Genomic DNA, 23,992 nt, shown 5'->3' on the forward strand with positions numbered 1-23,992 from the left:
GAGTGACGGGCGGGGCACGGCGGTCAGTAGGCGAAGGCCATCGGCTGGTCGTCGCCGGACGGGGTGCTGCCGGGCGGCGGGTCGTCGGGCGGGTCCTTGCGCGCGTAGCGCAGCATCAGCCCGACCTCGACGACGGCGAGCGCCCCGTACACCAGGGTGAACACGATCAGGGAGGCCAGCACGGTGCCGCCGGGCACCGACGGGGATACCCCGTGCCTGGTCTCCAGCAGCGAGAAGACGACCCACGGCTGGCGGGCCATCTCGGTGAAGATCCAGCCGGCCGAGTGCGCGATGAACGGCAGCACCACGCTCCAGATCGCCACCGTCCAGACCCAGCGGCGCCCGGGCAGCCGGCCGCGCCGGGTCAGCCAGAGCCCGGCCAGCGCGACCAGCACCGCGAGCACGCCCGCGCCGATCATGACGCGGAAGCCCCAGTAGGCGACGGGGATGACCGGCCGGTAGTCGCCCGGCCCGTACCTGTGCCGGTACTCGGCGTTGAGGTCGTTGATCCCCTCGACCCGGCCGTCGAACGTGCCGGTCGCCAGGAACGACAGCACCCGCGGTACTTCGAGCTGGTAGACGGGCTTGCTCCCGTCCAGGGTGCCGATGGTCAGCACCGAGAACGAGGCGGGCTGCCGCGTCTCGTACAGCGCCTCGGCGGCGGCCATCTTCATCGGCTGCGTCTCGGTCATCACCTTGCCGAGCAGGTCCCCGCTGATCAGCACGCCGACGAACCCGACGAGGGTGGCGGCCAGCCCGAGCCGGAGCGAGGCGCGGAAGACCTCCAGGCTCCGGCGGCGGGCCAGGTGCCAGGCGGCCACGGCGGTCATCAGCACGCCCCCGGTCACCAGGCAGCCGAAGACGGTGTGCGGGAAGGTGGCCAGGACGACCTTGTTGCCGAGGACCGCGCCGAAGTCGGTCAGCTCGGCGCGGCGCGTCTGCGGGTTGTAGCGGGTGCCGACGGGGTGCTGCATGAACGAGTTGGCGGCCAGGATGAAGTAGGCCGACAGGATCGTGCCGATCGCGACCAGCCACATGCAGGCCAGGTGCGCCTTGGCGGGCAGCCGGTCCCAGCCGAAGATCCACAGGCCGAGGAAGGTCGATTCCAGGAAGAAGGCCAGCAGCGCCTCGATCGCGAGCGGCGCGCCGAAGATGTCGCCGACGAACCGCGAGTAGTCGCTCCAGTTCATCCCGAACTGGAACTCCTGCACAATTCCGGTGACCAGCCCCATTCCGAAATTGATCAGGAACAGCTTTCCCCAGAACCGGGTGGCGCGCAGGTACCGCGCCTTGCCGGTGCGCACCCACGCGGTCTCCAGGAGCGCCACCAGCACCGACATCCCGATCGTGACCGGCACGAACAGGAAGTGGTAGACGGTGGTGATCCCGAACTGGAGGCGCGCCAGCAGCAAAGCGTCCACGGTCCGCCTCCCCCCGACAGCGACGACCGGCGTGCACGAACGTAGGCCCCATGCCCGGCCGAACCCCATGATCAACTAGTGGATCGGCCAAGGCTTGGCCCGATCGCGCCCGCGAGGCGGTGTGAGCGGGGCCCGATATCCTGTGTCCATGCCCACACCGCTCACTCCGCCGTCCGCACCGCACTGGCCCGCGCCGGTCGCCCGAACGGCGGTCGACGCCACGGTGGCGCTGCCCGGGTCCAAGTCGATGACCAATCGCGCGCTGGTCCTCGGCGCGCTCGCCTCCGCCCCGGTGCGGGTGGTCCGGCCGCTGCGCAGCCGCGACACCGACCTGATGGCGGACGCGCTGCGCGCGCTCGGGACCGGGGTGACCGAGGACGGCTCCGACTGGCTGGTCACGCCGGGCCCGCTGACCGGTCCGGCCCGGGTGGACGTGGGGCTCGCGGGCACGGTGATGCGGTTCCTGCCGCCGGTCGCGGCGCTGGCGGCCGGCGAGGTCGCCGTCGACGGCGACCCGCGCGCCCGGGAGCGGCCGATGGGCCCGATCATCACGGCGCTGCGCGAGCTCGGCGCGGAGGTCGACGACGGCGGGCGGGGCGCGCTGCCGTTCACCGTCCGCGGGCGCGGGCTGGTCGACGGCGGCCCGGTGACGATCGACGCGTCCGGGTCCTCGCAGCTCGTCTCCGGGCTGCTGCTGGCCGCGCCGCGCTTCGCCAAGGGCGTGGAGGTGCGGCACGAGGGGCCGCCCGTCCCGTCCACGCCGCACCTGGCGATGACCGTCCGGATGCTGCGCGAGGCGGGCGCGGGCGTCGAGACCGGCGAGAACGTGTGGCGGGTGGCGCCCGGCCCGCTGCTCGGCGGCGAGCGGATCATCGAGCCCGACCTGTCCAACGCCGCCCAGTTCCTCGGCGCCGCCCTGGTCACCGGCGGCCGGGTGACGGTGCCCGGCTGGCCGGACGACACCGTCCAGCCGGGCGACGCACTGCGCGGCCTGCTCACCGCGATGGGCGCCGACGTCTCGCTCGGCCCGGACGGGCTGACGGTGCGCGGCTCCGGGACGTTCCCGGGCGTGTTCCAGGGGCTGGAGGCCGACCTGCACGAGGTCGGCGAGCTGACCCCCGTGCTCGCCGCGCTGGCCGCGCTGGCCGCGACACCGTCCCGGCTGACCGGGATCGCCCACCTGCGCGGGCACGAGACCGACCGGCTCGCCGCGCTGGTCACCGAGATCAACGCGCTCGGCGGCGACGTGCGGGAGCTGCCGGACGGGCTGGAGATCCGGCCGCGCCCGCTGCACGGCGGCGTGTTCCACACCTACGACGACCACCGGATGGTGATGGCGGCGGCGGTGCTGGGACTGGCCGTGCCCGGAGTCGAGGTGGAGAACCCCGAGACGGTGGGCAAGACGCTGCCCGACTTCACCGGCCTGTGGACGGACCTGGTGAGGACGGCGTAGATGGCGCGCAAGGTGGGGGACTACGACGAGGACGACGTCCGGGTCCGGCCGGGGCGGCGCGGCTCGCGTCCGCGCACCCGCCGACGGCCCGCGCACGACGACGCGGTCGCCGGGTTCGTGACCGCGGTCGACCGGGGCCGCTACCGCTGCCTGGTGGGCGACCGGCCGGTGACCGCGATGCGCGCCCGCGAGCTCGGCCGCAAGGGCGTGGTGGTCGGCGACCGGGTCGCCCTGGTCGGCGACTCGTCCGGGCGGCCCGACACCCTGGCCCGCATCGTGCGGGTCGAGCCGCGCACCTCCTCGCTGCGCCGCACCGCCGACGACACCGACCCGTTCGAGCGGATCATCGTCGCCAACGCCGACCAGCTCGTCATCGTGACCGCGCTCGCCGACCCCGAGCCGCGCCCCCGGATGATCGACCGGCAGCTCGTGGCGGCCTACGACGCCGGGATGGACCCGCTGCTCTGCCTGACCAAGGCCGACCTCGCCGGCCCGGACGACCTGGTCGCGGCGTACGCGCCGCTCGGCGTCCGCTACGTCGTCACCCGCCACGGCGGCGACCTGGACGGGCCGCGCGAGCACCTGGCCGGGCGGACGAGCGTGCTGGTCGGGCACTCGGGAGTGGGCAAGTCGACCCTGGTCAACGCCCTGGTCCCGGACGCCGAACGGGCCGTCAGCCACGTCAACGCCGTCACCGGGAGGGGCCGGCACACCTCGTCCTCGGCGCTCGCGCTGGCGCTCCCCGGCGGCGGCTGGATCATCGACACCCCGGGCGTGCGGAGCTTCGGGCTCGCGCACGTCAAGCCCGAGAACGTCATCAACGCGTTCGAGGACCTGGCCGAGGGCGCCGCCGAACGCTGCCCCCCGATGTGCGACCACCTCCCCCCCGGCTCGCTTCGCTCCGGTCCGGCCGACTCCGACTCACCTGGGGAGCGACCCCCAGACCCCCGCCAGACAGCCGGGCGGTCCTCGCTTCGCTCCGGTCCGTCCGACTGCGGCCTGGACGGCTGGGTGGCGGAAGGGCACGCCAGCCAGGCGCGGCTCGACTCCCTGCGGCGCCTCCTCACCGCCCGCGAGGGCGAGCCCGAGTAGCCGCTCCCGGACGGTTCGCCGCACAGACTGGACCGCGTCGGTATCGTCCTCTTATGTCCCAAGTGATCGCAGCGCGCTACGAGCTGATCGACGTGCTCGGCCGGGGCGGGATGGGCGCGGTGTGGCGGGCCCGCGACACGATGCTGGGCCGCGAGGTGGCGATCAAGGAGGTCGCCCTCCCGCAGGGCCTGGACGAGGCGCAGGTCGAGCGGATCCAGGCGCGCACCCTGCGGGAGGCGCGGTCGGCGGCGCGGCTCCACCATCCGGGCATCGTGACGGTCTTCGACGTGGTCGAGGAGGACGGCCGGCCCTGGATCGTGATGCAGCTCGTGCGGGCGCCCGCGCTCGACCGGGTCCTCGCGCAGGACGGGCCGCTGCCGCCCGCCCGGGTCGCCTCGATCGGGCTGGACCTGCTGGACGCGCTGCGCGCCGCGCACGCGGCCGGGGTGACGCATCGCGACGTCAAGCCGGGCAACGTCCTGCTCCCCGGCGGGCGGGCCGTCCTCACCGATTTCGGGATCGCCACGATGGAGGGCGACCAGACCCTCACCCAGTCCGGCGCGATCGTCGGCTCCCCCGCGTACCTGGCGCCCGAGCAGGCCCGGCGCGGCCGGGCGACGCCCGCGTCCGACCTGTGGTCGCTGGGCGCCACGCTCTACGCCGCGGTCGAGGGCCGCCCGCCGTTCCAGCGCGACGACGTGTGGGGGCTGATGGCCGCGCTGCTCACCGACGAGCCCGACCCGGTGCGCCTCGCCGGGCCGCTGACGCCGGTGCTGCACGGGCTGCTGCACAAGGATCCGGACGAGCGGCTCAGCCCCGGCGACGCCGAGCGGCTGCTCCGCGAGGCCGTCGGATCCGGCCCCGGCTGGAGTCCGCCTCAGGCGGGTCTCCACCCGGGCGCGCGGAACGCGACGCTGCCGCCCCCGCCGCCCCTGCCGTCCGCTCCGGCCCCGTCGCCCGATCCGACGTTCCCGGGCCCGTCCTCGCCCGCCCGGCGGCGGGCCCGCTGGAACCTGATCGTCCCGGCGGGGATCTTCGCGGTGGCGCTGGTCGCCGCGGTCGTCGCCGTCCTGGTCTTCGTCGACGGCGCGGGCGACCCGTCCGGACGGACCCCGTCCCCGAGCGCCGGGTCGGCCGGGTCCGGCGGCGCGGCGAGCGCGCCGGCCGGCGGGGCCGCGTCCGTCCCGGCCGGGTACGAGGAGTACCGCGGGCCGTCCTTCGTCGCGGCCGTCCCCCGGGGGTGGAAGGCCGAACCGGAAGGCCGGGACGTGACGTTCCGCGACCCGGCCCCGGACGCGGCCCGCGGAATCGCCTTCCAGCGGATCGCCGGGGTCACCGGCAACGAGGCCCGGTGGCTGTCGGACGCCGCCAAGTCGTTCAAGAACAGCTCCGACTATCCCGACTACGAGGAGATCGCGTTCAGGGAGAACATCCCCTTCCAGGGCGCGAACGCGGCCGAGCTGGAGTTCACCTTCACCAAGGACGGCCGGCCCGGCCGGGTCAGGGACCGGCTGTTCTCGTTCAACGGCGGGCTGTACCAGGCCCTCCTGATCGCGGGCCAGCGGGACTGGGACGCGAGCACGCGGTACTTCGACACGTTCCTGAGCACCTTCCGGGCCCCCTGACCCGGCGACGCGGGCGGGCTGCGAGCGCGCCACCTGCGCATCCCGGCGAAGCCGGTGTGCCGGGCGGCCCGGTCAGCCTTGCGAGGGCTCCTCGAAGAGGCTGCGCGCCTTGGCCTCGGCCGCGTTCAGCGCCCGGACGTGCTCGGGCGCCAGCTCCTCCACGCAGCGGGTCATCTCCTCGGTCACCTGGCTGAACGCGGCCTCTTCGGCGCCGCGCAGCGCCGCCCGCACGCTCGCCGAGCGGGCACCGAGCGCGGACCACTCCAGCTCCAGCCGGGCGACCGCCTCGTCGAAGGCCCGGGCGGTCTCCCGGCCGGCCTCCTTCAGCTCGTCCGGGATCGGGCCGCGGCCGGACTTGCGGGCGTGGCTGGACAGCGTGGAAATGCGGCTCGCCAGCGTGAGGCCCTCGCGGGCCAGCGGCAGCACCTCGTGGATCAGGTCGGTCACCGCCTTGGCCAGCTCCTCGACCCGGGTCAGCAGGATCTGCGTCGCCGCCTCCATCGCGGCCGACGTCCGCGCCGAGACCCGCTCGGCGACCTCCTCCTGCTGCCTGGCCAGGACCGGGACCACGTCGCTGTCGAGCAGTCGCCGCAGCTCGCGCTCGCGGCTCGCGTGGTTGTCCGGCCCGGTGCGTCCGGTCCAGTCGGCCCAGACCCGTTCGAGCCGCTCCTCCCCGGAGGCCGCGATCTCACCCGCGATCTCCTCCAGGGCCTCGCCGACCCGGTCCTTGAGCCGTTCGACCCGGCCGTAGAGCGCCTCCCGTTTGAACGGGTCGTTGAGCTCGTTCAGCAGGGCCTGCAACCGGCGGGACACGTCGATGGCGTGCTCGGCCAGGGGAACGAGCCGGTCGGCGAGCTCGTCGAGCGTCTGCGCCCGGCGTGGGTCGGTCAGCTCGGCCACCCACCCGGGAAGATCGTGGGCCATGCGCCCATGCTTTCATCTACCGGGCCGCTCGGGCGGGCGCACGCGCCAGCGCGCCCGGCCCGGACCGAAATCCGGTCCGCCGCCGCGCGGGCACCGCCTGCCCCGGTCCCTGTCGGGGCGGGGTCCGGGCACGGTAGCGTGGCACGTCGTGGCGGGCTATTCCGATGACCTGCGTCTCGCGCACGTGCTCGCGGACGGGGCCGACGACATCACGACCAGGCGCTTCCGCGCGCTCGATCTGGAGATCGAGACCAAGCCGGACCTGACCCCGGTCAGTGACGCCGACCGCAGCGTCGAGGAGCAGATCCGCGGCACGCTCAAGCGCGCCCGGCCGCGCGACGCGGTGCTGGGCGAGGAGTACGGCCGCACCGGCTACGGGCAGCGCTGCTGGATCATCGACCCGATCGACGCCACCAAGAACTTCGTCCGCGGCGTGCCGGTGTGGGCGACGCTGATCGCGCTGATGGAGCACGACGAGATCGTGGTGGGCGTGGTGTCGGCGCCCTCGCTGAACCGCCGCTGGTGGGCCGCGCGCGGCGGCGGCGCCTGGGCGGGGCGCAGCCTGACCCGGGCCTCCCGCATCCAGGTCTCCCAGGTGAACGACCTGTCGGACGCCTCGCTGTCGTTCTCCAGCCTCGGCGGCTGGGAGGAGCAGGACCGGCTCGACCAGTTCCTCGATCTGACCCGCGCGGTCTGGCGGACCCGGGCCTTCGGCGACTTCTGGTCGCACATGATGGTGGCCGAGGGCGCGATCGACGTCTCGGCCGAGCCCGAGGTCTCGCTGTGGGACCTGGCCGCCCTCCAGGTGATCGTGGAGGAGGCCGGGGGCATGTTCACCGACCTGTCCGGCGTCCCGGGCCCCGATGGCGGCAGCGTGGTGTGCACCAACGGCCGCCTCCACGCCGAGGTGCTGCGCACCCTCGGCGGCGGCCAGCTCTCCCTGCGCGTCTGACCTTCCTGCACGGACGATCTCCCTGCGCGTCCGGCCTCTTGCGTGGGCGGTTCCCTGCTGGCCGAGCGAGGACGTCAGGCCAGGATGATGACAATGAAGATCAGGCAGCAGATGATGTTGATGAGCCAGCTGTGGGTGTTCATCCAGTCCCGCACTGCGGGCATGGCGCCCTGCGCTCGCCGGTGGAACAGCAGCAGAGCGAGCAGTGGCAGTGCCGCGATCAGGACGGTGGCCGCGATGAACACCGCCGCCGAGCCGAAGCCCGCGTGGTGGTGTTCGAGGTTGGCTCCGACCGTCAGCATCACCAGGATGTCCGAGGGCATCAAGAAGATCAGGAGTAGACCGGTCTTGAAGGCCCTGCGTGGACCGGCGTTCATCAGCGTCCCGAGCCACTTGGGCGGCTTCACCGTGGCCCGCTTCACGTAGTTCCTCAGTATCCCGGCCACCAGCAGGGCGACCAGCACGTACTGGATGATCTTCCCCAGCGAGGTGTTGTCGGAGGGCTTGCCCAGCGACACACTGCTGCCCACCAGCGAGAAGACGCCACGCGATATCGCCATGCCCACGGTCACCGCTATCAGCACGCCGAGCAGGAACGCCAGCGAGACCCGCACCGCTCGGGCGGTGGTCACCAGGATGATGGCGGACATGATCTGCGGTCCCGCCATCATCGTGATGGCCAGCGGGAGCACTTGAAGGCTCATGGTTTCCCCCCCAGGTCGATCCCGGCCGACCGCTGCGGCCTACCGGCGTCGATCCGCGCTTGTCTCTGGGCGCCGCGCCTACGACAGGCGCAAGAACAACGACAAAACCGCCCACTGGCGAGGGTCGCGACGCCGACCCGGGCAGGCCCTACCTGCAACGACAAAGACGAGGTGGCCCGCCGGACCCCCGATGCCGGGGACCCGCCTCGCTGAGTTTCACGATAGAGGAGCGATCAGTGCACTATCCGCTACTCGACGTGTTCTTGACCATGATGTGGTTCTTGTGAACGGGGCGGCACCCGATCTCTTGGTACCGCCCCGTCAGAACGCCGGCTGACTCGCGACGAATGCATGGTCTCGTCTCTTCAGGTGGTTGACCTGCGGAGACGAGGCTACGCGTCCGCGTTTCCGGGGGTTTGGCCCGTGGGGAGCCCGTCAGCGCCGGAACCGGCCCCGGAGGGCTCAGAGCCGCTTAGAGCCGCGTCGATGAGCCGGTTTGTCTCTTGCTCCATGCCCGTGAACCAGTGCGCGTATGTGGACATCAGGACCGTGAGGGAGTGCCCCAGGCGCCGCGCGACCTCGGTAGCGGGAACGCCGGAGTTGAGCAGCAGCGACGCGCAGCCGTGCCGCAGGTCATACGGCCGCTGGGCCAGCCCCGCCGCCCGCTCGGGGCCGGTCAGCGCGACGGCCCGTGCCCGCCGCCACAACTGCCCGTACATGGTGTTGGTGATCGGCGCAGCATCCCGGATCGCCGCCGCCAACGCCGACACATCCGCCCACACCGGAGGAGCCACCACCACCGACCGATCCCCGTCCACCACCCCATCCAGGCGAATCACCGCGTGAAAGTGCACCGCCCCGCGCCGCTGGTACTCGGCCACCTTGACGTAGGAGACCCGCACCAGCGACCGCACCGCCCGCACCGAAACCGGCACCCCGGACCGCTCCGACCCGATCCGCGCCAACGCCCGGTAGACGTAGATCATCGTCCGCCGCCAAAGCTCCGGGACGGCCGCATGCCACAGGACATCGCCCCTTCGGGGTGGCTGCGCCATTCCGCCGGCCCACCCTCACCACCGCGACACCAGGGCGCCGCGCGGAGCCACACGCCGACCGATAAGTGGCTACCATCACGCCCCGTGATCACTGTGGCTACATGGAACGTCCTGCACCGTGTCCATGCCGAGAACTGGAGTGAGGATGTCCTGGCGCGTTGGCCGGACGAATCGGAGCGGATCGCTGCCGTTACGGCGCGGTTGGTAACGCGGACCGAGCAGGTCATCGCGCTTCAGGAGGTCAGCGGTGACCAACTGGCCAGCATCCGCCTCGCACTGCCCGAACGAACCGTCCACACGTTGCGGTATCCGCGCGTCCCGGCACCCCGCCACGCCATCCGTCCGCTGCGCGCCCCCGAGGAGTACCTCGTGCTTCTGGTGGACGGACAGAGTCGCAAGGTGGCCGCCGACTCCTTCGAGGACGATCCGGGCAAGGGAGTGCTGTCCGTCGAGACCGCGGGGACACTCGTCGTCGCGACCCACGTGAGCGGTGATCAGCGACGCTCGCGCCAGCTGGCACGCCTGGCCGAGCTGACCGCCACTCCACCGGGACAGGCAGCGATGCTTCTGGGCGACTTCAACACCGACCGTGCCACCGTGGCGTCGGCTCTGGGCCCCGGTTACGACGTCGTGGATCTCCCGCCGGAAGCCCTGCCGACACGGCCACAAACCTCAAGCTCGGAGCCACAGTGGATCGACCACGTGGTCGTGCGGGGCGGGAGAACCAGCAGCGCGGCCGTCGAGGACGTCGGCGGCCTCTCGGACCACAATCTCCTCCGCGCGAACATCACGGTGTGAGCTCGGCGGCAACGCGCGCGGCCGGACGCCGTCACGAACTTGATCGACGCGTGCAGCGGTCGCGCTGACGCCGCCATCAGCGCTGCCGTCTCCATGAGGTTCATCGTGGACCGGACCGGCCCGCCTGCTCGGTCGTCTCCCGCTCGGTGATCTGCTGCACCCTCGCCCGCGCCGAAGTCAGCGCCGCCGCCACCGCGTCCAGGCACTCGCACAGGTGCTCGGTCATCAGCCCCGCCGCTGCCAGGTCCAGGTGTTCGCTCTGCGTCTTGACCCGCCGGGCGACCACGCCCGCCCGGTTGGCGAGTTGTTTCGCCTCCCACACCATCGCCTCCGTCACGATCCTCACCGCGCCGCCTCCTCCCGCACGGCCGGGAAGGTCCCCGGGTACATCCGGTGCTCCATCAGCCCGGCGACCTGGTCAGCCGCCTTCACACGTCCCGGCACGGAGCGAACGGGAACCACGGATCGGCGAACGCGTCGAAGTAGGCCCACCCGCCAGGGACGGCCCGCGCCATTGCCAGAACTCCGACGTCCTCTTTGGGGCCCCAGACCGTGAACAGCAGCATCGGGAAGTACACCGCCGTACTCCGGTCCGGGTAGAGCTTCACCCCCCGGTACCCCCGCCGCTCCGACGCCAGCGCCAGCCGGTCCAGATGCCGCGCCGCCGTGTCACGCCCCCGCAGGGTCCGCCACCACGACACGCACCACTCCGCCCGCCCGTGCCGCTGGACCGGCAGCCGCCACCACCCCACGCACCCACCGCCCAGCACGAAGGGCGCCCTCCGACACGCTCACCACCGCGCCCACTTGGCACCCAACCCCGCGCCGCGCCATCCTTGAACCGCAGCGCGCGAGGAGGAGACGGACCCGATGAGCGAAGACCTAGCCGCCGTCATCGCCGACCAGCTAAAGCGAACCGGCGAAACCGGCACCGTCTACCACTCGCCCGACGAACGCGACCGGCTACGCGCCGCCGGACGCCAAGCCGGACGCCTCCTGAACCGCCCCGTCCGAACCTTCGACACCGCCGCCCGCCATCCACGCTGCGACGCCGACCAATGCGGCACCGTGCGGATCGCTCTGGCCGATTGGGGCACCAACCCCCTAGAAAGCCAGCTCAGCGAAACCCGCGCCAACAAGGTGATAGAGCGCGCCCTCAGCGAGTGACCAGCGCGAACCGTCCCGGGCCATGGCCCGCACATGGCCCGTGAACAGTCAGCACCAGCGGCAACCAGCGCGCACCAGTGAGACAAGATCAACACCGCCCGCCCGCCATGGAGCAGCTAAACCCCCAGGTCAAGCAGCAACCCCGCACGTGAACGGGGCGGCACCCGATCTCTTGGGTACCGCCCCGTCAGAACGCCGGTTGACTCGCGACATATCGTGGAACCACGGTCGCCGGGCGGCCGTTGTCCCAGTGGCGACCGTACGGAGGTTAAGAGATGTCGACCCAGACCAAACTCGTCATCGGCGGAGTCGTCGTCGGCTTCCTGACACTGTTGATCTTTCCCTTGTGGCTCAGCGCGCTGATCATCCTGGGCGTCATCGGGACGCCGGTGGTCGGCTACCTGATGCTCGACCCGTCCCAGCGCAAGCGGGTCCGCAGCCAGGGGCGCAAGCGCCTGGGGAGCTGACACCGCCGCCCGAGCCCGGCGCCCGAGCCCGCACCGGCGCCCGTTCCCGCCGTCGTCCGGCCGGTTAGGGTGCGGACGTGACCGAGGTGCGGATGGGCGTGGTGGGCGCCGGGATCCTGGGGCTGGCCGTGGCGCGGCGGCTCGTCCAGCGGTATCCCGGCGCGCGGGTGACGGTCCTTGAGAAGGAGGACCGTCCGGCGGCGCACCAGACCGGGCACAACAGCGGCGTCGCGCACGCGGGGCTCTACTACGCGCCCGGCTCGCTGAAGGCCACGCTGTGCCGGCGCGGCGTCGGCCTGCTGAAGGACTACTGCGCCGACCGGGGCCTGCCGTACGAGGAGTGCGGCAAGGTCGTGGTCGCGCGTGACGCGCGCGAGCTGGCCGCGCTCGACGAGATCGAGCGGCGGGCCGCCGCGAACGGGGTGCCGGGGCTGCGCCGGCTGACCGGCGGCGGACTCCGTGAGATCGAGCCGCACGCGGCGGGCGTGGCGGCGCTGCACTCCCCCACGACCGCGATCGTCGACTTCCCGGCGGTGGCGCGCGCGTTCGCGGACGACGTCCGCGACGGCGGCGGCGACGTCCGGTTCGGCTTCGAGGTGGTGCGGCTGCGCCGGGCGGGCGGACGGGTCGTGGCCGCCTCGCCGCGCGAGGAGCTGGTCTTCGACCGGCTGGTGGTGTGCGCCGGGCTCCAGTCGGACCGGGTGGCGCGGCTCGCCGGCGACGCCCGCGGGCCCGCGATCGTCCCGTTCCGCGGCGAGTACTACCGGCTGGTCCCCGCGCGGGACGAGCTGGTCAGGGGCCTCATCTACCCCGTGCCCGATCCGCGCTACCCGTTCCTCGGGGTGCACTTCACCCGGCGGGTCGGCGGCGGCGTCGACATCGGGCCGAACGCCGTGCTCGCGCTGGCCCGCGAGGGCTACCGGCGCCGCGACGTCCGTCCCGCCGAGCTGTGGGAGACGCTGCGCTGGCCCGGGTCCCGGCGCCTGGCGCGGCGGCACTGGCGGACGGGCCTGAAGGAGCTGTACGGGTCGGCGGTCAAGCGGGCGTTCGTCGCCGAGGCGCGCGGGTTCGTGCCGGAGCTGGCGGCGGCCGACGTGGTGCCGGCTCCGGCCGGGGTGCGGGCCCAGGCGGTCGACCTCGACGGCTCGCTCGTGGACGACTTCCGGATCGGGCTGCTCGGCCCGGTCGTGACCGTGCGGAACGCCCCGTCCCCGGCGGCGACCTCGTCCCTGGCGATCGCCGAGCACGTGGTGGAGCGGCTGGAGACCTGAGGCGACGCGGCGCCCCGGGTCAGGGGACGTCGTCCCAGAGCTTGCGGTCGTCGCCGCGCGGGTCGCCGACCACCGGGTCGCCCGCGGCGTCGAAGATCTTCACCATCCGGGTGTCGGAGCCGAACCGCTCCCAGCCCGGGTCGCCGTGCACGGCGAAGTCGATCCAGGCGCGGTGCATGGTGTCGGCCAGTTCCTGGGGCGGGTTGGGGCCGGTCAACCCCCCGGTCCCCGCGCCGAGGTTGTCGAAGACGAACCCGAGCTCCAGCGCGTGGCAGGCGCCGAGGTCGTGGTCGGGCGACCGCCAGCCGAACTCGTACATCCAGGTCGGAGCGGGCGCGTGGCCGTCGGCGACGCGGTTGGCGGGGACGCGGAACATCCGGTCGGTGATGAGCGTGGCCATCAGCTCCCCGGCGCTCTGCCCGGTGTGACGGTCGCGGTACGCGGCGGCCACGGCGGGCGGGACGCCCATGCCCGCGCAGGCGGCGTCGACCAGATCGTCGTTGAGGATCGTGGCGAGCCCGGTCGGCATCAGGAACAGCCGGAACTCCTCGGCGGTCGTGCCGATGAGCAGGTCGACGTCGCGTCCGGCGCCGTCCGCGATGGCGTCCTCGGCGCGGCGCGGGTACAGGTCGCCGTCCAGCACCGGCATCAGCGACATCGCGGCGGACGCGGTGGTCCGGCCCCAGTGGCGCGGATCGGGCAGCGCGGCGACCGCGGCGGCGATCTCGGCCTGCACCGGGATGATCGCGGCGGGGGCGAGCGCGGCGAACCCCGCGGCGGTCGGCTCCACGCCGAGCCGGGACGCCATCTCGCGGGTGACGACCATGGCGTCGTCCGGGTCCTGCGCGATGTTGCCCGCACCGCTCTGCGCGATGGCCCGGTGGAACAGCCCGAGGTCGAGGGAGAGCAGCGTGGTGACGCTCATCGCGCCCGCGGACTCGCCGAAGACGGTGACCCGGCCGGGGTCGCCGCCGAACGCGGCGATGTTGTCGCGGACCCATTCGAGGGCGGCGATCTGGTCGCGCAGGCCGCGGTTGGACGGGGCGCCGGGCAGGTTGGCGAACCCCTCCACGCCCAGCCGGTAGTTGAAGGTCACGCAGACGACGCCGTCGCGGGCGAACGCGGCGCCGTTGTAGACGTCCACGGCCCCGGACCCGTTGCGGAACGCGCCGCCGTGGATCCACACCATGACCGGCAGGCCCGCCCCTCCCGGCGCGGGCTCCGGCGTCCAGACGTTGAGGTTCAGGCAGTCGTCGCCCGGGATCTGCGGGTCGGGCAGCAGCATGTCGTACGGCTTGGGGTAGCCGGGCTTGGGCGCGGTCGGGCCCGGCTCGGTGGCGTCGCGGACGCCGTCCCAGGACTCGGGCGGGCGCGGCGCCTGGAAGCGGTTCGCGCCGAAGGGCGGCGCGGCGTAGGGGATGCCGAGGAAGGCGGCGATCCCGCCGCGCGTGGTCCCGCGCACCTTGCCGTACGCCGTCTGGACGACCGCAGTCATGCCGCGCCTCCGGTTCTAGAACGAAGTTCGACTCAGCCAGAGGGTACGGGACGCCCCCGCCCGACCGGAAGCGCGCCGGACCGAAGGACCGAACCCGAGTCCGGCAGGACGGGGCAGACCGGCGGGGCGGCGGAATGGTCGAGCGGGCGGGCGGGCGGTCAGGCGGGCGGTGGCCCCGGGCGCAGCATCCGGGTCAGGTGCTCGCGGGCGAACGCGCGGATGGCGTCCTCGCCGTCGAGCCGGAGCCCGCCGCCCGGAATCAGCAGCAGCGACACCGCGACCCGGAGCAGCACCTCGGCGACCGTGGCGTAGTCCTGCCCGTCGCCCGGACGGGCCCGGCGCAGCCGGTCGGCGAGGATGTCGCGGGCGGCGAGCATGACCGCGCCGCCGTTCATGCTGAGCTGCGGGAGGAACGCCTCGGGCTCGCTCTCCAGCACGCGGGTCATCAGCGGGTGCGTGCGGGCGCCGCGCAGGCCGACGACGAAGCCCTCGACCACCGCGTCCTCGGGGGTGGGCAGCCCCTCGGTCGCATCGGCGATCGAGGTCAGGAAGCGGTGCACCTCGCGCAGGATGACCGCCTGGAGGAGCTGCTCCTTGTTGGAGAACCTCCGGTAGATGGTGGTGCGCGCGACCCCGGCCCGCTTGGCGACGTCCTCGACGCTGACCCGGCGCAGCCCGTAGGTCTCGAACTCCGCGAGCGCGGCGTCCAGGATCCGGGTGTCCAGGCCGTCGGGGTCGGGGGCCGCCGCCAGCAGCCCGGCCAGCGGGGTCGTGTCCATGGTCATAGCCGCACCTTAACCGGGGGAGGACGTCGCTCCGTACTCCTTCCCGCAACACAGCTACAGTATTCGTAGTTCTGTCCTCCAGGCTGATCCTCCCGGCGGTGCGCATGACCGACCAGACCCCCCACGCCCGGCCCGCCCCGCTCGGGCCGTCCTCCCTGACCTGGCGCTTCTTCGGTGACACCCGGATGCTGCTGGTGGGGCCGCGGGCGGCGGTGCTCCAGAACATGCTCCCGGCGCTCGGCCAGGGCGTCCTGGACCACTCGGTGTTCTTCTCCGAGACCTTCGCCCGCCTCAAGCGCTCGGCCGGGCCGATCCTCGACACCGTCTATGGCGGGCCCGAGTCGCGGCGGACCGGCGAGCGGGTCCGCGACTTCCACCGCGAGATCAAGGGCACGATGCCGGACGACTCCCGCTACCACGCGCTCGACCCCGAGACCTTCTACTGGGCGCACGCCACGTTCCTCGACACCATGCTGCACGGGATCGAGACCTTCATCCGGCCGCTGCGCGAGGACCAGAAGCGGCAGATCTACGAGGAGTCCAAGACCTGGTTCCGGATGTACGGGGTGAGCGACCGCGCGATGCCCGAGGACTGGGAGGCGTTCCAGGCGTACTGGGAGCGGATGCTCGAAGAGGAGATCGTCCCGCACAAGACCGCCCGCTACGGCGTCGGCTACGTCACCAAGGGCCTGCCCGCCCCGCCGAAGGTGCCCGCGCCGCTGTGGCGCGCGGTCTCGCCGCCGCTGAACGCGCTCGCCCGCTTCATCACCGTCGGCGGCCTGCACCCGCGGATGCGCGAGCTCCTCGACCTGCCGTGGAGCGCCGCCGACGAGCGCCGGCACCGCCGCTTCGCCGCCGCCGTCCGGCGCGGCAACCGGTGGTGGCCGCTGCTGCCCGAGGCGGTCCGCTACGCCCCGCACGCCCGTCGCGCCTTCCGCCGGGAGGGGGCGGCGGGTCAGGCGCGGATCCTGGCGTCGTAGCCCTTCCTGGCGTCCTCGTCGTACTCCAGGAAGATCTTGTCGAGGCCGTAGCGGCGGGCCACCGCCCGCTTGACCCGGTCGGGGACCAGGCCGCCGATCCGCACCTGCCCGGACAGCTTGCGCGGAACGACCGCCTGCGGGCGCGGACGGCCGACGAGCTCGACCACCGCGGCGGCGATGTCCTCCGGCTCGCAGTTCTTCTGCCCCTTGGGGCTGCGGGTGCCGGCGACCAGCTCGGTGTTGGTGAAGGTGGGCAGCACCGCGCTCACGTTCACCCCGCGGTCCAGCACCTCCAGCCGGGTCGCCTCGGTGAAGGCGATGACCGCGGCCTTGCTGGCGTTGTAGAGCGCGAGGCCCGGCGTCGGCAGCACCCCGGCGAGCGAGGCAATGTTGATCACGTGCCCGGCGCCGCGCGGCAGCATCCGGCCGAGAGCGAGCTTGGTGCCGATCATCACGCCGTGCACGTTGATGTCAATGCAGCGCCGCGCGTCGGCGTCGCTCTCGCCGGTGACCGGGCCGATCGGCATGATGCCGGCGTTGTTGACCAGCACGTCCAGCGGCCCGGCCGGCTCCTCGGCCCGGTCCAGGAACGCGGCGAACGACGCGCGCGAGGTCACGTCCAGCGGGTACGCGGCGACGCCGAGCCGCTCCCCCGCCTCCTCGGCGGCGGCCTCGTCGATGTCGCCGATGACGACCGACGCGCCCTTGTCCTTCAGCGCGCGGGCGGTCGCGAACCCGATCCCGCGGGCACCTCCGGTGACGGCGATGACCTTGCTCATCGGCTCTGCTCCAAACGGTCGAGACGGTCGAGACGGTCGAGACGGACGGGGAGGCCGTCCTTGGGCGAGGGCAGCGAGGTGGTGTCCAGCGGCCATTCGTACCGCGCCGGCACGCTCCACCGGTAGCGCTGGAGCATCTGGTGCAGGACGCTCTTGACCTGCATGCCGGCGAAGTGGAGGCCGATGCACTTGTGCGCGCCGCCACCGAACGGCTCCCAGGCGTACTTGTGCACCTTGTCCTCGCGGCGGTCCGGCGCGAACCGCTCGGGGTCGAACCGCTCCGGGTCCGGCCACCACTCGGCCATGTGGTGGTTGGTGAGCGCCGGCACGACCACGGTCGTCCCGGCGGGGATGTGGAAGCCGAGGATCGAGGTGTCCTTGACCACCCGGCGGGGCAGCGCCGGGACGGGCGCGACGAGCCGCAGCGCCTCCTTCATCACCATGTCGATGCCGGTCAGCGCGTCCAGGTCGGCGAACTCCAGCCCGGTGCGGCCGTGCTCGGCGACCAGCGCCAGCGACTCGTCCCGCAGCCGCTCCTGCCACTCGGGGTGCTTGGCGAGGTAGTACGCCATCGTGGTCAGGGTGATCGTGGTGGTGTCGTGCGCCGCCATCAGGGCGAAGATCATGTGGTTGACGACGTCCTCGTCGGTGAACCGGTGGCCGTCGTCGGTCTCGGCCTCGCAGAGCGCGGCGAACAGGTCGTCGCCGCCGTCGCGGCGCTTGGCGGGCAGGTGCTCGCGGAAGAACGCCTCCAGCACCTTGCGGGCCCGCAGCCCCTTGTACCACCGCAGCCCGGGGACCGGGAAGCGCACGTAGGCCGTCCCGGCCCGGACCGCGTCGACGAACGCGCCGTTGATCCGGCCGGCCTCCGCGCGGTCCAGCTCGACGCCCATGAACACGTCGGCCGCCAGGTCCAGGGTGAGCTGCTTGACGTGGTCGTACACGGTGAAGCCCCGGCCGGGCTCCCAGGCGTCCAGGCCGGTGGCGATGCCGGGCGCCATCGCCTCCATGTAGGCGCGCAGCCGGGGCCTGTTGAACGCCTGCTGCATGATGCGCCGGTGGTGCAGGTGCTCCTCGAAGTCCAGGAGCATGATGCCGCGGTAGAAGAACGGGCCGATGAAGTAGCTCCAGGCGGGCCCGTTGGCGAACGCCTTGTCCCGGTTGACCAGCACCGTCTCGGCGGCCTCCGGCCCCTGGACGGTGACGGTCCGCTGGCCGAGCAGCCAGCCCCAGGTGACCGGTCCGAACTGCTCGTACCGCTTGCGGGCGATCCGGAACGGCTGCCGCATGACCTGGAAGGTGTCCCCGATGTACGGGACCCCCACCGCGCCACGGACCGGCTTGAGGCCGCTGCCCTCGGGCGGCGGCGCGAGGATGGTCGTGGCCATGAACCCTCCGGTGCCCGGAACGAGGTGACCCGTCCGGGCGTGCAACAAAGGTGCGGATTATGTCGCTTTGTTGTAACGCAACGGGCGCCAGGAAGTCCATAGCGGCGGCCGGGTGACTTGCGCCTCGTCCAGGCGGGGTCAGTGCCCGCTGCGTACGCGATGCGCGCGCACGGATGTGCGCGCCCACCGGAAGCGGCTGCGTGCGGAGCGAGGGCGCACGGCGCGGGCGCGGGGCGAGGTGGACCGGCGGCGGGCGTGGCAGGCAGTCAGCAGGCGCGGCGAGCGGTCAACGGGCGCGGCGCGGGCGGTCAGCGGGCCTGGCGGGCGGTCTGCGCGCGGAGCAGGCGGCGGCGGGCGGTCTCGGTGAGCGGCCGGTACGCGCCGGAACGGTCGCGGTAGTACGTGCGGCCGTCGCCCACGGGAGGGACGCCCTCCTCGCGCAGCGGCGCGGACAGCAGCCGGTGCCCGCCCGTCACCGGGATCTCGTCCACGATCCGGACGACGGCGGGCCGCAGCCCCGGATCGACCCGCAGCAGCGCCTCGGACAGGTCGACCGGCTTCAGCTCGCCGGCCGCGCCCGCGCGCAGGCTGATCGCCGCGGCGGCCAGCTCGGCGTCGCCGGCCGGGACGCCGTAGACGGCGACCGCGTCGACGCAGGGCAGGTCGCCGAGCGCGTCCCGGATCGGGCCGGGCGGGACGATCCCCTCGGGCGTGCGGATCAGCTCGGCCTCGCGGCCGACCAGCCAGTAGTCGCCGCCCTCGTCGCGGCGGAACAGGTCACCGGTGATCGTCCAAGCGTCCTCGGGCGCGAACACGCCGCGCACCGGGCGGACCGCGGACGCGACCGCGGCCGGGCGGATCCGGGCGAGCAGCATGCCGATCTCGCCGGGCCCGCACTCGGCCGCGAACCCGCCCGGCCCCGCGGCGAGCCGTCCCGCCTCCAGGTCGTAGCGGGCCAGCCGCAGCTCGGCGCTGCCCGGCATCGGGCGGCCGAGCGAGCCGGGCTTCTTGCCGCTCAGGTTGACCAGGATCGCCTCGCCCTCGGTGGAGGCGTAGAACTCCAGCACCCGGGCGGGCGTGAACCGCTCCTCGACCCGCCGCCACAGGCCGCGCGGCATGCCCGAGCCGATGAACAGCCGCACGGCGTGGTGCCGCTCGCCGGGATGCGGCGGCGCGCTCACCAGGTCGCGCAGCAGCGTCCAGGTGTAGGACGCGACGGTCACCCCGTAGCGGCGCGCCTCGTCCCAGAACGTCTCAGGATCGTAGGCGCTGGCCAGGGCGAGCCGGGCGCCGCTCGCGACGGCGCCGCCGAGGCTCATCAGCAGCGCGGACGGATGTTGCAGCGGGGTGATGCTGAAGACGGTGTCGGCCGGTGACAGCGCCGCCGACGAGGCCGTCCCGAACGCCGACAGCGCCCAGCGGCGGTTGGTGATGCGGCTCGCCCGCAGCCGCTCGCCGTCGCCGGTGAACAGCACGAACGCCAGGTCGCCGGCGCGGCCCGGGTTGGGCCGGAACCAGCCCGGCGGCTCGACCCGGGCGGGGTCGATGCGCTCCATGTCCATCAGCGGGAGGCCGAGCTCGCGGGTCGCGCCCCCGCCGCCGAGCAGGTGGCCGGGCACGCCGTCCAGCCGGGACGCGCGGGCGGCGTGCTCGGGGTCGGCGATGACGCGGCCGATCCGGCCGAGCTCGGCCTCGCGGGCCAGGTCGCCGTCGGGGCGCAGCAGCACCGCGACCGCGCCCAGCCTGCTCAGCGCCGCCACCAGCGCGAGCGCGGTCGGCCGGGTCCCCATCAGCACGCCGACCGCGTCACCCTGCCGGACCCCGACGTGGATCAGCCCGCGGACGATCGCGTCGATGCGCCGCTCGGCCGCCGCGTGGGTGTGCGCGCGGCCCTGGTAGAGGAAGAACACGTCGCCCGGGGCGCGGCGCGCCTGCTCGTCGAGCAGCAGGCCGAGCGACATCCGCGTGTCGGCGTGGATGCGTTCGAGCCGGGCCAGCCGGGGCAGGTTGAGCGTGGCCTCGCGGGTGAGCTGCCGCGAGCCGCGCACGGCCCGCGCGGCGGTCCCGGCGGCCGAACGGGCGGCGCTCGAGCCGACGCCCATCGCGAGCTGGAGCCCGTAGCCGGCGGCGCCGCCGGGCAGCGCGGGCGCCGCGGCCTCCTCGTCGCCGTCGACCCGGTGGACGATCCCGGGCAGCTCGCCGCGGCCGTCGCGCCAGGCCGCCCAGGCAGCGACGGCGGGCCAGGTCTGCGTCACCGCGAGGCCGCCGACGACCAGGCCGAAGTGCCCGGCGCGCAGCGACGCCTCGTACACCTGCGCGCGGGACGCGGCGCGGCGGATGCCGCGCACCATCGGCGGCGAGGCGATCTCGTCGACCTCGCCGACGAAGGTGAGCACCGGGCAGGTGATGTCGGCCAGCGTGACCAGCCGGTCGCCGATGACGAAGCCGCCGGTGAGCATCCGGTTGTGCGCGATGAACTGGCGGACGAAGTCGAGCAGCGCCGGGCCCGGCCACGACACCCAGCCCTCGCGTTCGAGGAAGCGGCGCTGCCGCTCGCGCGGGGCGAGGCGCTCGCGGTCGTGCAGCCGGAGGATGAAGTCGACCCGGCTGCGCACCGACTTGACCGGGCTGAGGAGCTGGAAGCCCGTCCGGGTCACCCAGCCGGGCACCGCGAAGCTGCGCAGCAGCGCGTCGGGGATGCGGCCGGCCGCGTCGGACGCGACCCAGCCCGGCAGCCCGAACGGGAGCCCGACGCTGGTGTCGGCGGGGCTGCCGAACGTGACCACCGACGCGACGCCCTCGCCGCGCCGGTACGCGGCGGTCTGGTAGACGAACATGCCGCCCTGCGAGTAGCCGGCGAGGTGCACGTCCCGTCCGGTGATCTCGCGGACCCGGTCGACGGCGTCGCTGACCGCCAGGACGTGGTCGGTGACGGTGCGCTCCAGCCCGCCGGGCTCGCGCTCGGGGGCGCCGAAGTCGACCACCCACGGGTCGACGCCGCGGTCGTACAGCGCGCCCACCGCGCTGACCCGCGAGGAGATGTCGTACACCTCGGCGGTCATCATCAGCGGCGGGACGAGCAGCATCACCGGCCGCCCGGCGCCGTCCCCGGACGCCGCGGCGCGCGGGAAGTAGCGGCGCAGCCGGTAGGTGCGCTGCTCGGTCAGCACGTCGTACGGGGAGGCGTCCTCGCCGGTGTCGAGCCCGCCGAACCGCGCGACCTCGAGAGCGTTCTGGGCGGTGGAGCCCAGGCGCGCGCCCAGGCTGAGCAGCGCTTTGGCAACAGGGGGCATCGTCGACCTCTCAGAGCGTCAACGCCATGTTGCCCCTGTTCAACGCGGTAAGCAATAACGGCCCCCGGATGGGCCGATCTTGCACCGCCGCACCGGGCGTCAGGGGACGATCCGGGCACCTTCCATCCGTCCGGCCCGGAGCTGCTCCCACATGTACCGGCGACGCGGCTTGCCGCTGGAGGTGCGCTGGATCAGCCCGGTCCCGACCACGATGGTGACCTCGACGTCGTCGCCGACCCGGCGGCGCAGCGTCTCGCGGACGCCGTCCACCCACGACGCGTCGCCGGTCTCGGCGAACAGCGCCAGGCCGCGGGTGCCCGCGCCCGGGACGCCGACGACCACGATCCGGCCCTTGCCCAGCCCGGACGCCTCGGCGATCTTGGCCTCCAGGTCCTCGACGTAGACCGAGCGGCCCCGCACCTTGATGCTGTCGCCCATCCGGCCGAGCACGAACAGCCGGCCCTCGTGGAAGAACCCGGCGTCGCCGGTGTGCACCCGGCCCTCGATGAACCGGGTCGACTTGGCCTCCGCGCCCGCGTAGTAGCCGGGACAGGCGGAGACGCCGCCGACAACGATCTCGCCGAGCCGGCCGGCGGGCAGGTCGCGGCCCTGGTCGTCGACGATCTCGACGGGGACGTCCTCCTCGGGCGTCCCGCACCCGACGACCCAGCCGGCCTTGGCGCCGAGCGACTCCGCGCCGAGGGTGTGCTGCTCGAGGACGCGGACCTTCTCGCCGAACGCCAGCGACTCGCCGTCCGGACGGACCGCCAGCGGGTCGCGGCGCGGATGGTCCATGGTCACCAGCAGCGTCGTCTCGGCCATCCCGTAGGCGGGCTTGAACGAGGCGCGGGAGAACCCGAACGGCTCGACCAGCCGGGCGAAGACCTCCAGCGCGTGCGGGTCGATCGGCTCGGCGCCGATGATCGCCGTCTTCCAGCCGGACAGGTCCAGGCCCTCGAGCTCCTCGGGCTTCACCCGCCGCGCGCAGTAGGCGTACGCGAAGGGCGGCGCCGCCGTGTGCGCGGCCTCGGCGAAGCAGCGGATCCAGCGGGCCGGGTCGCGGATGAAGTGGTCCGGGCGCATCAGCCGCAGGGCGGCCTGCCGGGCGATCGGGGTGAGGAAGCAGCCGATGAGGCCCATGTCGTGGTAGAGCGGCAGCCAGGAGGCGACCACGTCGTCGTCCTCGAACCCGGCGGTGCGCGCGATCAGCTCGCAGTTGGCCTCCAGGTTCTCCCAGGTGACCATGACGCCGCGCGGGGCGCCGCTGGAACCGGAGGTGAACTGGAGGAGGGCCAGCTCGCCGGGCACCCGCACCTCGGCCTCGGCGTCCGCGCGGCGCGGCAGCCACGGTTCGCCGGGAAGCCCGGCCTCCGCGAGCGCGCGGGCGGCGCGTCCGGCCAGGTCGGCGGAGGCGATGGTGAGCGCCGGGCGGGCCTGCCGCAGGATCGCCGCGACGTGCGCCACGTAGTCGTCGCCGTCCTGGAACAGCGGCGGGGTGATCAGGCAGACGGTCGCGCCGGCGGCCCACACCGCGTAGTAGGTCTCGATGCAGGTGAAGTCGGTCGGCAGGATCAGGCACACGACGTCGCCGGGACGCACCCCGTCCTCGATCAGCGCGGCGGCGGTGCGCCGGGCTCCCGAGGCCAGCTCGCCGTACCCGCGGAACTCCCAGCCGCCGTCGTCGGTCGCGAGCTGGACGCCGCGTCCGATGTTCGGCTTGTCCAGCCAGTCCCGCAGCCCAGATGCCATGGTGCCCCCTTCATGTACCCGCCGCCACCCACGTGACTAGCGAGTAACTTCACCAGCGCGGCGGCGCCGCCGTCAACCACGCCGGGCGACCGAAGAGACCACCCGGTCATGTGGAGCGCCACCGCCCCCGCGGGTTTGTGAGCCGGGTGACAAGGACCGTCCCGAAAGTTGTGCGCCGGGGCGGGACGGGCGGGTCAGCGGCCGGGCAGGAACGCGTCGCGGGAGGAGCGCATCGAGTTCAGCACCCGGGCCACCAGCCGCCAGCCGAGCAGCGCGAGTCCGAGGAACGTCAGGGCGACCACGATGAACGAGAACGCGGTGCCCTGCCCGGACGCCACGCGCAGCACCATGCCCACGGCGACGGTCACGGCCCACACGCCGATGCCCGCCGGGAACAGCGCGAACGGCCCCGGACGCCGCCACACCCGCAGCAGCGCCCACCCGGCCGCCAGTCCCGCCAGGAACGGCCAGGCCGTGGTCGCCATCCCGGCGAGGCCGCCCGCCTCCTCGTGCGACGAGCGTCCGATCGCGACGAAGAGGAGCACGCAGCACACATCGAGGAACGCGGCCATGACGTTTCGCATTCACCCAGGA

General features: G+C 73.5%; 22 protein-coding genes. 9 read left to right on the top strand and 13 right to left on the bottom strand.

Translation table 11 applies throughout. The features are described 5' to 3' along the window. Window positions 1-23: 23 nt before the first annotated feature. Window positions 24-1,421, bottom strand: coding sequence for a cytochrome ubiquinol oxidase subunit I (locus QP090_RS07445; RefSeq protein WP_285937772.1), 1,398 nt, complete (start codon window positions 1,419-1,421; stop codon window positions 24-26). A 148-nt stretch (window positions 1,422-1,569) separates the two neighbouring features. On the opposite strand from QP090_RS07445, the gene aroA reads away from it, so the two are divergent. Genes aroA through QP090_RS07460 form a run of 3 tightly spaced genes read left to right on the top strand, consistent with a single transcriptional unit; the run spans window position 1,570 to window position 5,591 of the window. Further along, complete coding sequence (gene aroA / locus QP090_RS07450; RefSeq protein WP_285937773.1) at window positions 1,570-2,874, top strand: 3-phosphoshikimate 1-carboxyvinyltransferase; 1,305 nt, start codon at window positions 1,570-1,572, stop codon at window positions 2,872-2,874. After that, window positions 2,875-3,966 carry a ribosome small subunit-dependent GTPase A gene (gene rsgA / locus QP090_RS07455; protein ID WP_285937774.1) on the top strand — a complete coding sequence of 364 codons (1,092 nt, stop codon included), beginning with the start codon at window positions 2,875-2,877 and terminating at the stop codon, window positions 3,964-3,966. Between the two features lie 53 nt (window positions 3,967-4,019). Further along, window positions 4,020-5,591: a serine/threonine-protein kinase gene (locus QP090_RS07460; protein WP_285937775.1), complete on the top strand. Its 1,572-nt coding sequence runs from the start codon at window positions 4,020-4,022 to the stop codon at window positions 5,589-5,591. 72 nt (window positions 5,592-5,663) lie between these two features. Here QP090_RS07460 and QP090_RS07465 read toward each other — a convergent pair whose 3' ends face one another. Continuing rightward, complete coding sequence (locus tag QP090_RS07465) at window positions 5,664-6,515, bottom strand: hypothetical protein (RefSeq protein WP_285937776.1); 852 nt, start codon at window positions 6,513-6,515, stop codon at window positions 5,664-5,666. 148 nt (window positions 6,516-6,663) lie between these two features. On the opposite strand from QP090_RS07465, the gene hisN reads away from it, so the two are divergent. Next, window positions 6,664-7,467, top strand: a complete 804-nt coding sequence (hisN, locus tag QP090_RS07470; RefSeq protein WP_285937777.1) for a histidinol-phosphatase — start codon at window positions 6,664-6,666, stop codon at window positions 7,465-7,467. Window positions 7,468-7,541: 74 nt separating this feature from the next. Here the strand turns inward: hisN and QP090_RS07475 are convergent, their stop codons facing one another. After that, window positions 7,542-8,159 (bottom strand): GAP family protein, encoded by a 618-nt coding sequence (locus tag QP090_RS07475; protein ID WP_285937778.1) that lies wholly within the window; start codon window positions 8,157-8,159, stop codon window positions 7,542-7,544. Between the two features lie 404 nt (window positions 8,160-8,563). Next, on the bottom strand, window positions 8,564-9,226 hold the full coding sequence (locus QP090_RS07480; RefSeq protein ID WP_349666477.1) for a replication initiator: 663 nt from the start codon (window positions 9,224-9,226) through the stop codon (window positions 8,564-8,566). Window positions 9,227-9,310: 84 nt separating this feature from the next. Between QP090_RS07480 and QP090_RS07485 the strand changes: the two genes are divergently transcribed. Next, window positions 9,311-10,024: an endonuclease/exonuclease/phosphatase family protein gene (locus QP090_RS07485; protein ID WP_285937780.1), complete on the top strand. Its 714-nt coding sequence runs from the start codon at window positions 9,311-9,313 to the stop codon at window positions 10,022-10,024. A 100-nt stretch (window positions 10,025-10,124) separates the two neighbouring features. On the opposite strand, the gene QP090_RS07490 is transcribed toward QP090_RS07485, so the two are convergent. Together QP090_RS07490 and QP090_RS07495 are read right to left on the bottom strand one after the other, a co-directional pair. Further along, window positions 10,125-10,370, bottom strand: a complete 246-nt coding sequence (locus QP090_RS07490; protein ID WP_285937781.1) for a hypothetical protein — start codon at window positions 10,368-10,370, stop codon at window positions 10,125-10,127. Window positions 10,371-10,452: 82 nt separating this feature from the next. Further along, on the bottom strand, window positions 10,453-10,794 hold the full coding sequence (locus tag QP090_RS07495; protein WP_285937782.1) for a hypothetical protein: 342 nt from the start codon (window positions 10,792-10,794) through the stop codon (window positions 10,453-10,455). Window positions 10,795-10,894: 100 nt separating this feature from the next. Between QP090_RS07495 and QP090_RS07500 the strand changes: the two genes are divergently transcribed. The 3 genes from QP090_RS07500 to lhgO all read left to right on the top strand — a co-directional run bounded on the left by QP090_RS07500 (window position 10,895) and on the right by lhgO (window position 12,929). After that, entirely contained in the window at window positions 10,895-11,191 is a 297-nt protein-coding gene (locus QP090_RS07500; protein WP_285937783.1) for a hypothetical protein, read from the top strand. Window positions 11,192-11,466: 275 nt separating this feature from the next. Next, window positions 11,467-11,658, top strand: coding sequence for a tail-anchor membrane protein (locus QP090_RS07505; protein WP_285937785.1), 192 nt, complete (start codon window positions 11,467-11,469; stop codon window positions 11,656-11,658). A gap of 92 nt (window positions 11,659-11,750) precedes the next feature. Then, a complete protein-coding gene (lhgO, locus tag QP090_RS07510) occupies window positions 11,751-12,929 on the top strand; it encodes an L-2-hydroxyglutarate oxidase (RefSeq protein ID WP_285938602.1) in 1,179 nt (392 codons plus the stop codon). Between the two features lie 19 nt (window positions 12,930-12,948). Here the strand turns inward: lhgO and QP090_RS07515 are convergent, their stop codons facing one another. Together QP090_RS07515 and QP090_RS07520 are read right to left on the bottom strand one after the other, a co-directional pair. Then, entirely contained in the window at window positions 12,949-14,424 is a 1,476-nt protein-coding gene (locus QP090_RS07515) for a carboxylesterase/lipase family protein (protein ID WP_285937787.1), read from the bottom strand. Between the two features lie 158 nt (window positions 14,425-14,582). Further along, complete coding sequence (locus QP090_RS07520) at window positions 14,583-15,209, bottom strand: TetR/AcrR family transcriptional regulator (protein WP_285937788.1); 627 nt, start codon at window positions 15,207-15,209, stop codon at window positions 14,583-14,585. A gap of 104 nt (window positions 15,210-15,313) precedes the next feature. On the opposite strand from QP090_RS07520, the gene QP090_RS07525 reads away from it, so the two are divergent. Then, entirely contained in the window at window positions 15,314-16,189 is an 876-nt protein-coding gene (locus tag QP090_RS07525; RefSeq protein ID WP_285937789.1) for an oxygenase MpaB family protein, read from the top strand. Here QP090_RS07525 and QP090_RS07530 read toward each other — a convergent pair. The 5 genes from QP090_RS07530 to QP090_RS07550 form a co-directional block, all read right to left on the bottom strand. Then, a complete protein-coding gene (locus QP090_RS07530) occupies window positions 16,165-16,968 on the bottom strand; it encodes an SDR family oxidoreductase (protein WP_285937790.1) in 804 nt (267 codons plus the stop codon). The two genes, QP090_RS07525 and QP090_RS07530, sit on opposite strands and share 25 nt — an antisense overlap. Further along, entirely contained in the window at window positions 16,965-18,356 is a 1,392-nt protein-coding gene (locus QP090_RS07535) for a cytochrome P450 (protein ID WP_285937791.1), read from the bottom strand. Before QP090_RS07535 ends, QP090_RS07530 begins: the two co-directional genes overlap by 4 nt. Before the next feature lie 308 nt (window positions 18,357-18,664). Beyond that, window positions 18,665-21,649 (bottom strand): AMP-binding protein, encoded by a 2,985-nt coding sequence (locus tag QP090_RS07540; protein WP_285937792.1) that lies wholly within the window; start codon window positions 21,647-21,649, stop codon window positions 18,665-18,667. A 99-nt stretch (window positions 21,650-21,748) separates the two neighbouring features. Beyond that, window positions 21,749-23,398: an AMP-binding protein gene (locus QP090_RS07545; RefSeq protein ID WP_285937793.1), complete on the bottom strand. Its 1,650-nt coding sequence runs from the start codon at window positions 23,396-23,398 to the stop codon at window positions 21,749-21,751. A gap of 194 nt (window positions 23,399-23,592) precedes the next feature. Then, the gene (locus QP090_RS07550) at window positions 23,593-23,982 is read right to left on the bottom strand and encodes a DUF3054 domain-containing protein (protein WP_285937794.1); all 390 of its coding nucleotides are present in this window, start codon (window positions 23,980-23,982) and stop codon (window positions 23,593-23,595) included. Window positions 23,983-23,992 lie beyond the last annotated feature (10 nt).

It is taken from the genome of Actinomadura xylanilytica (genome assembly GCF_030283145.1).
Taxonomy (GTDB): domain Bacteria; phylum Actinomycetota; class Actinomycetes; order Streptosporangiales; family Streptosporangiaceae; genus Spirillospora; species Spirillospora xylanilytica.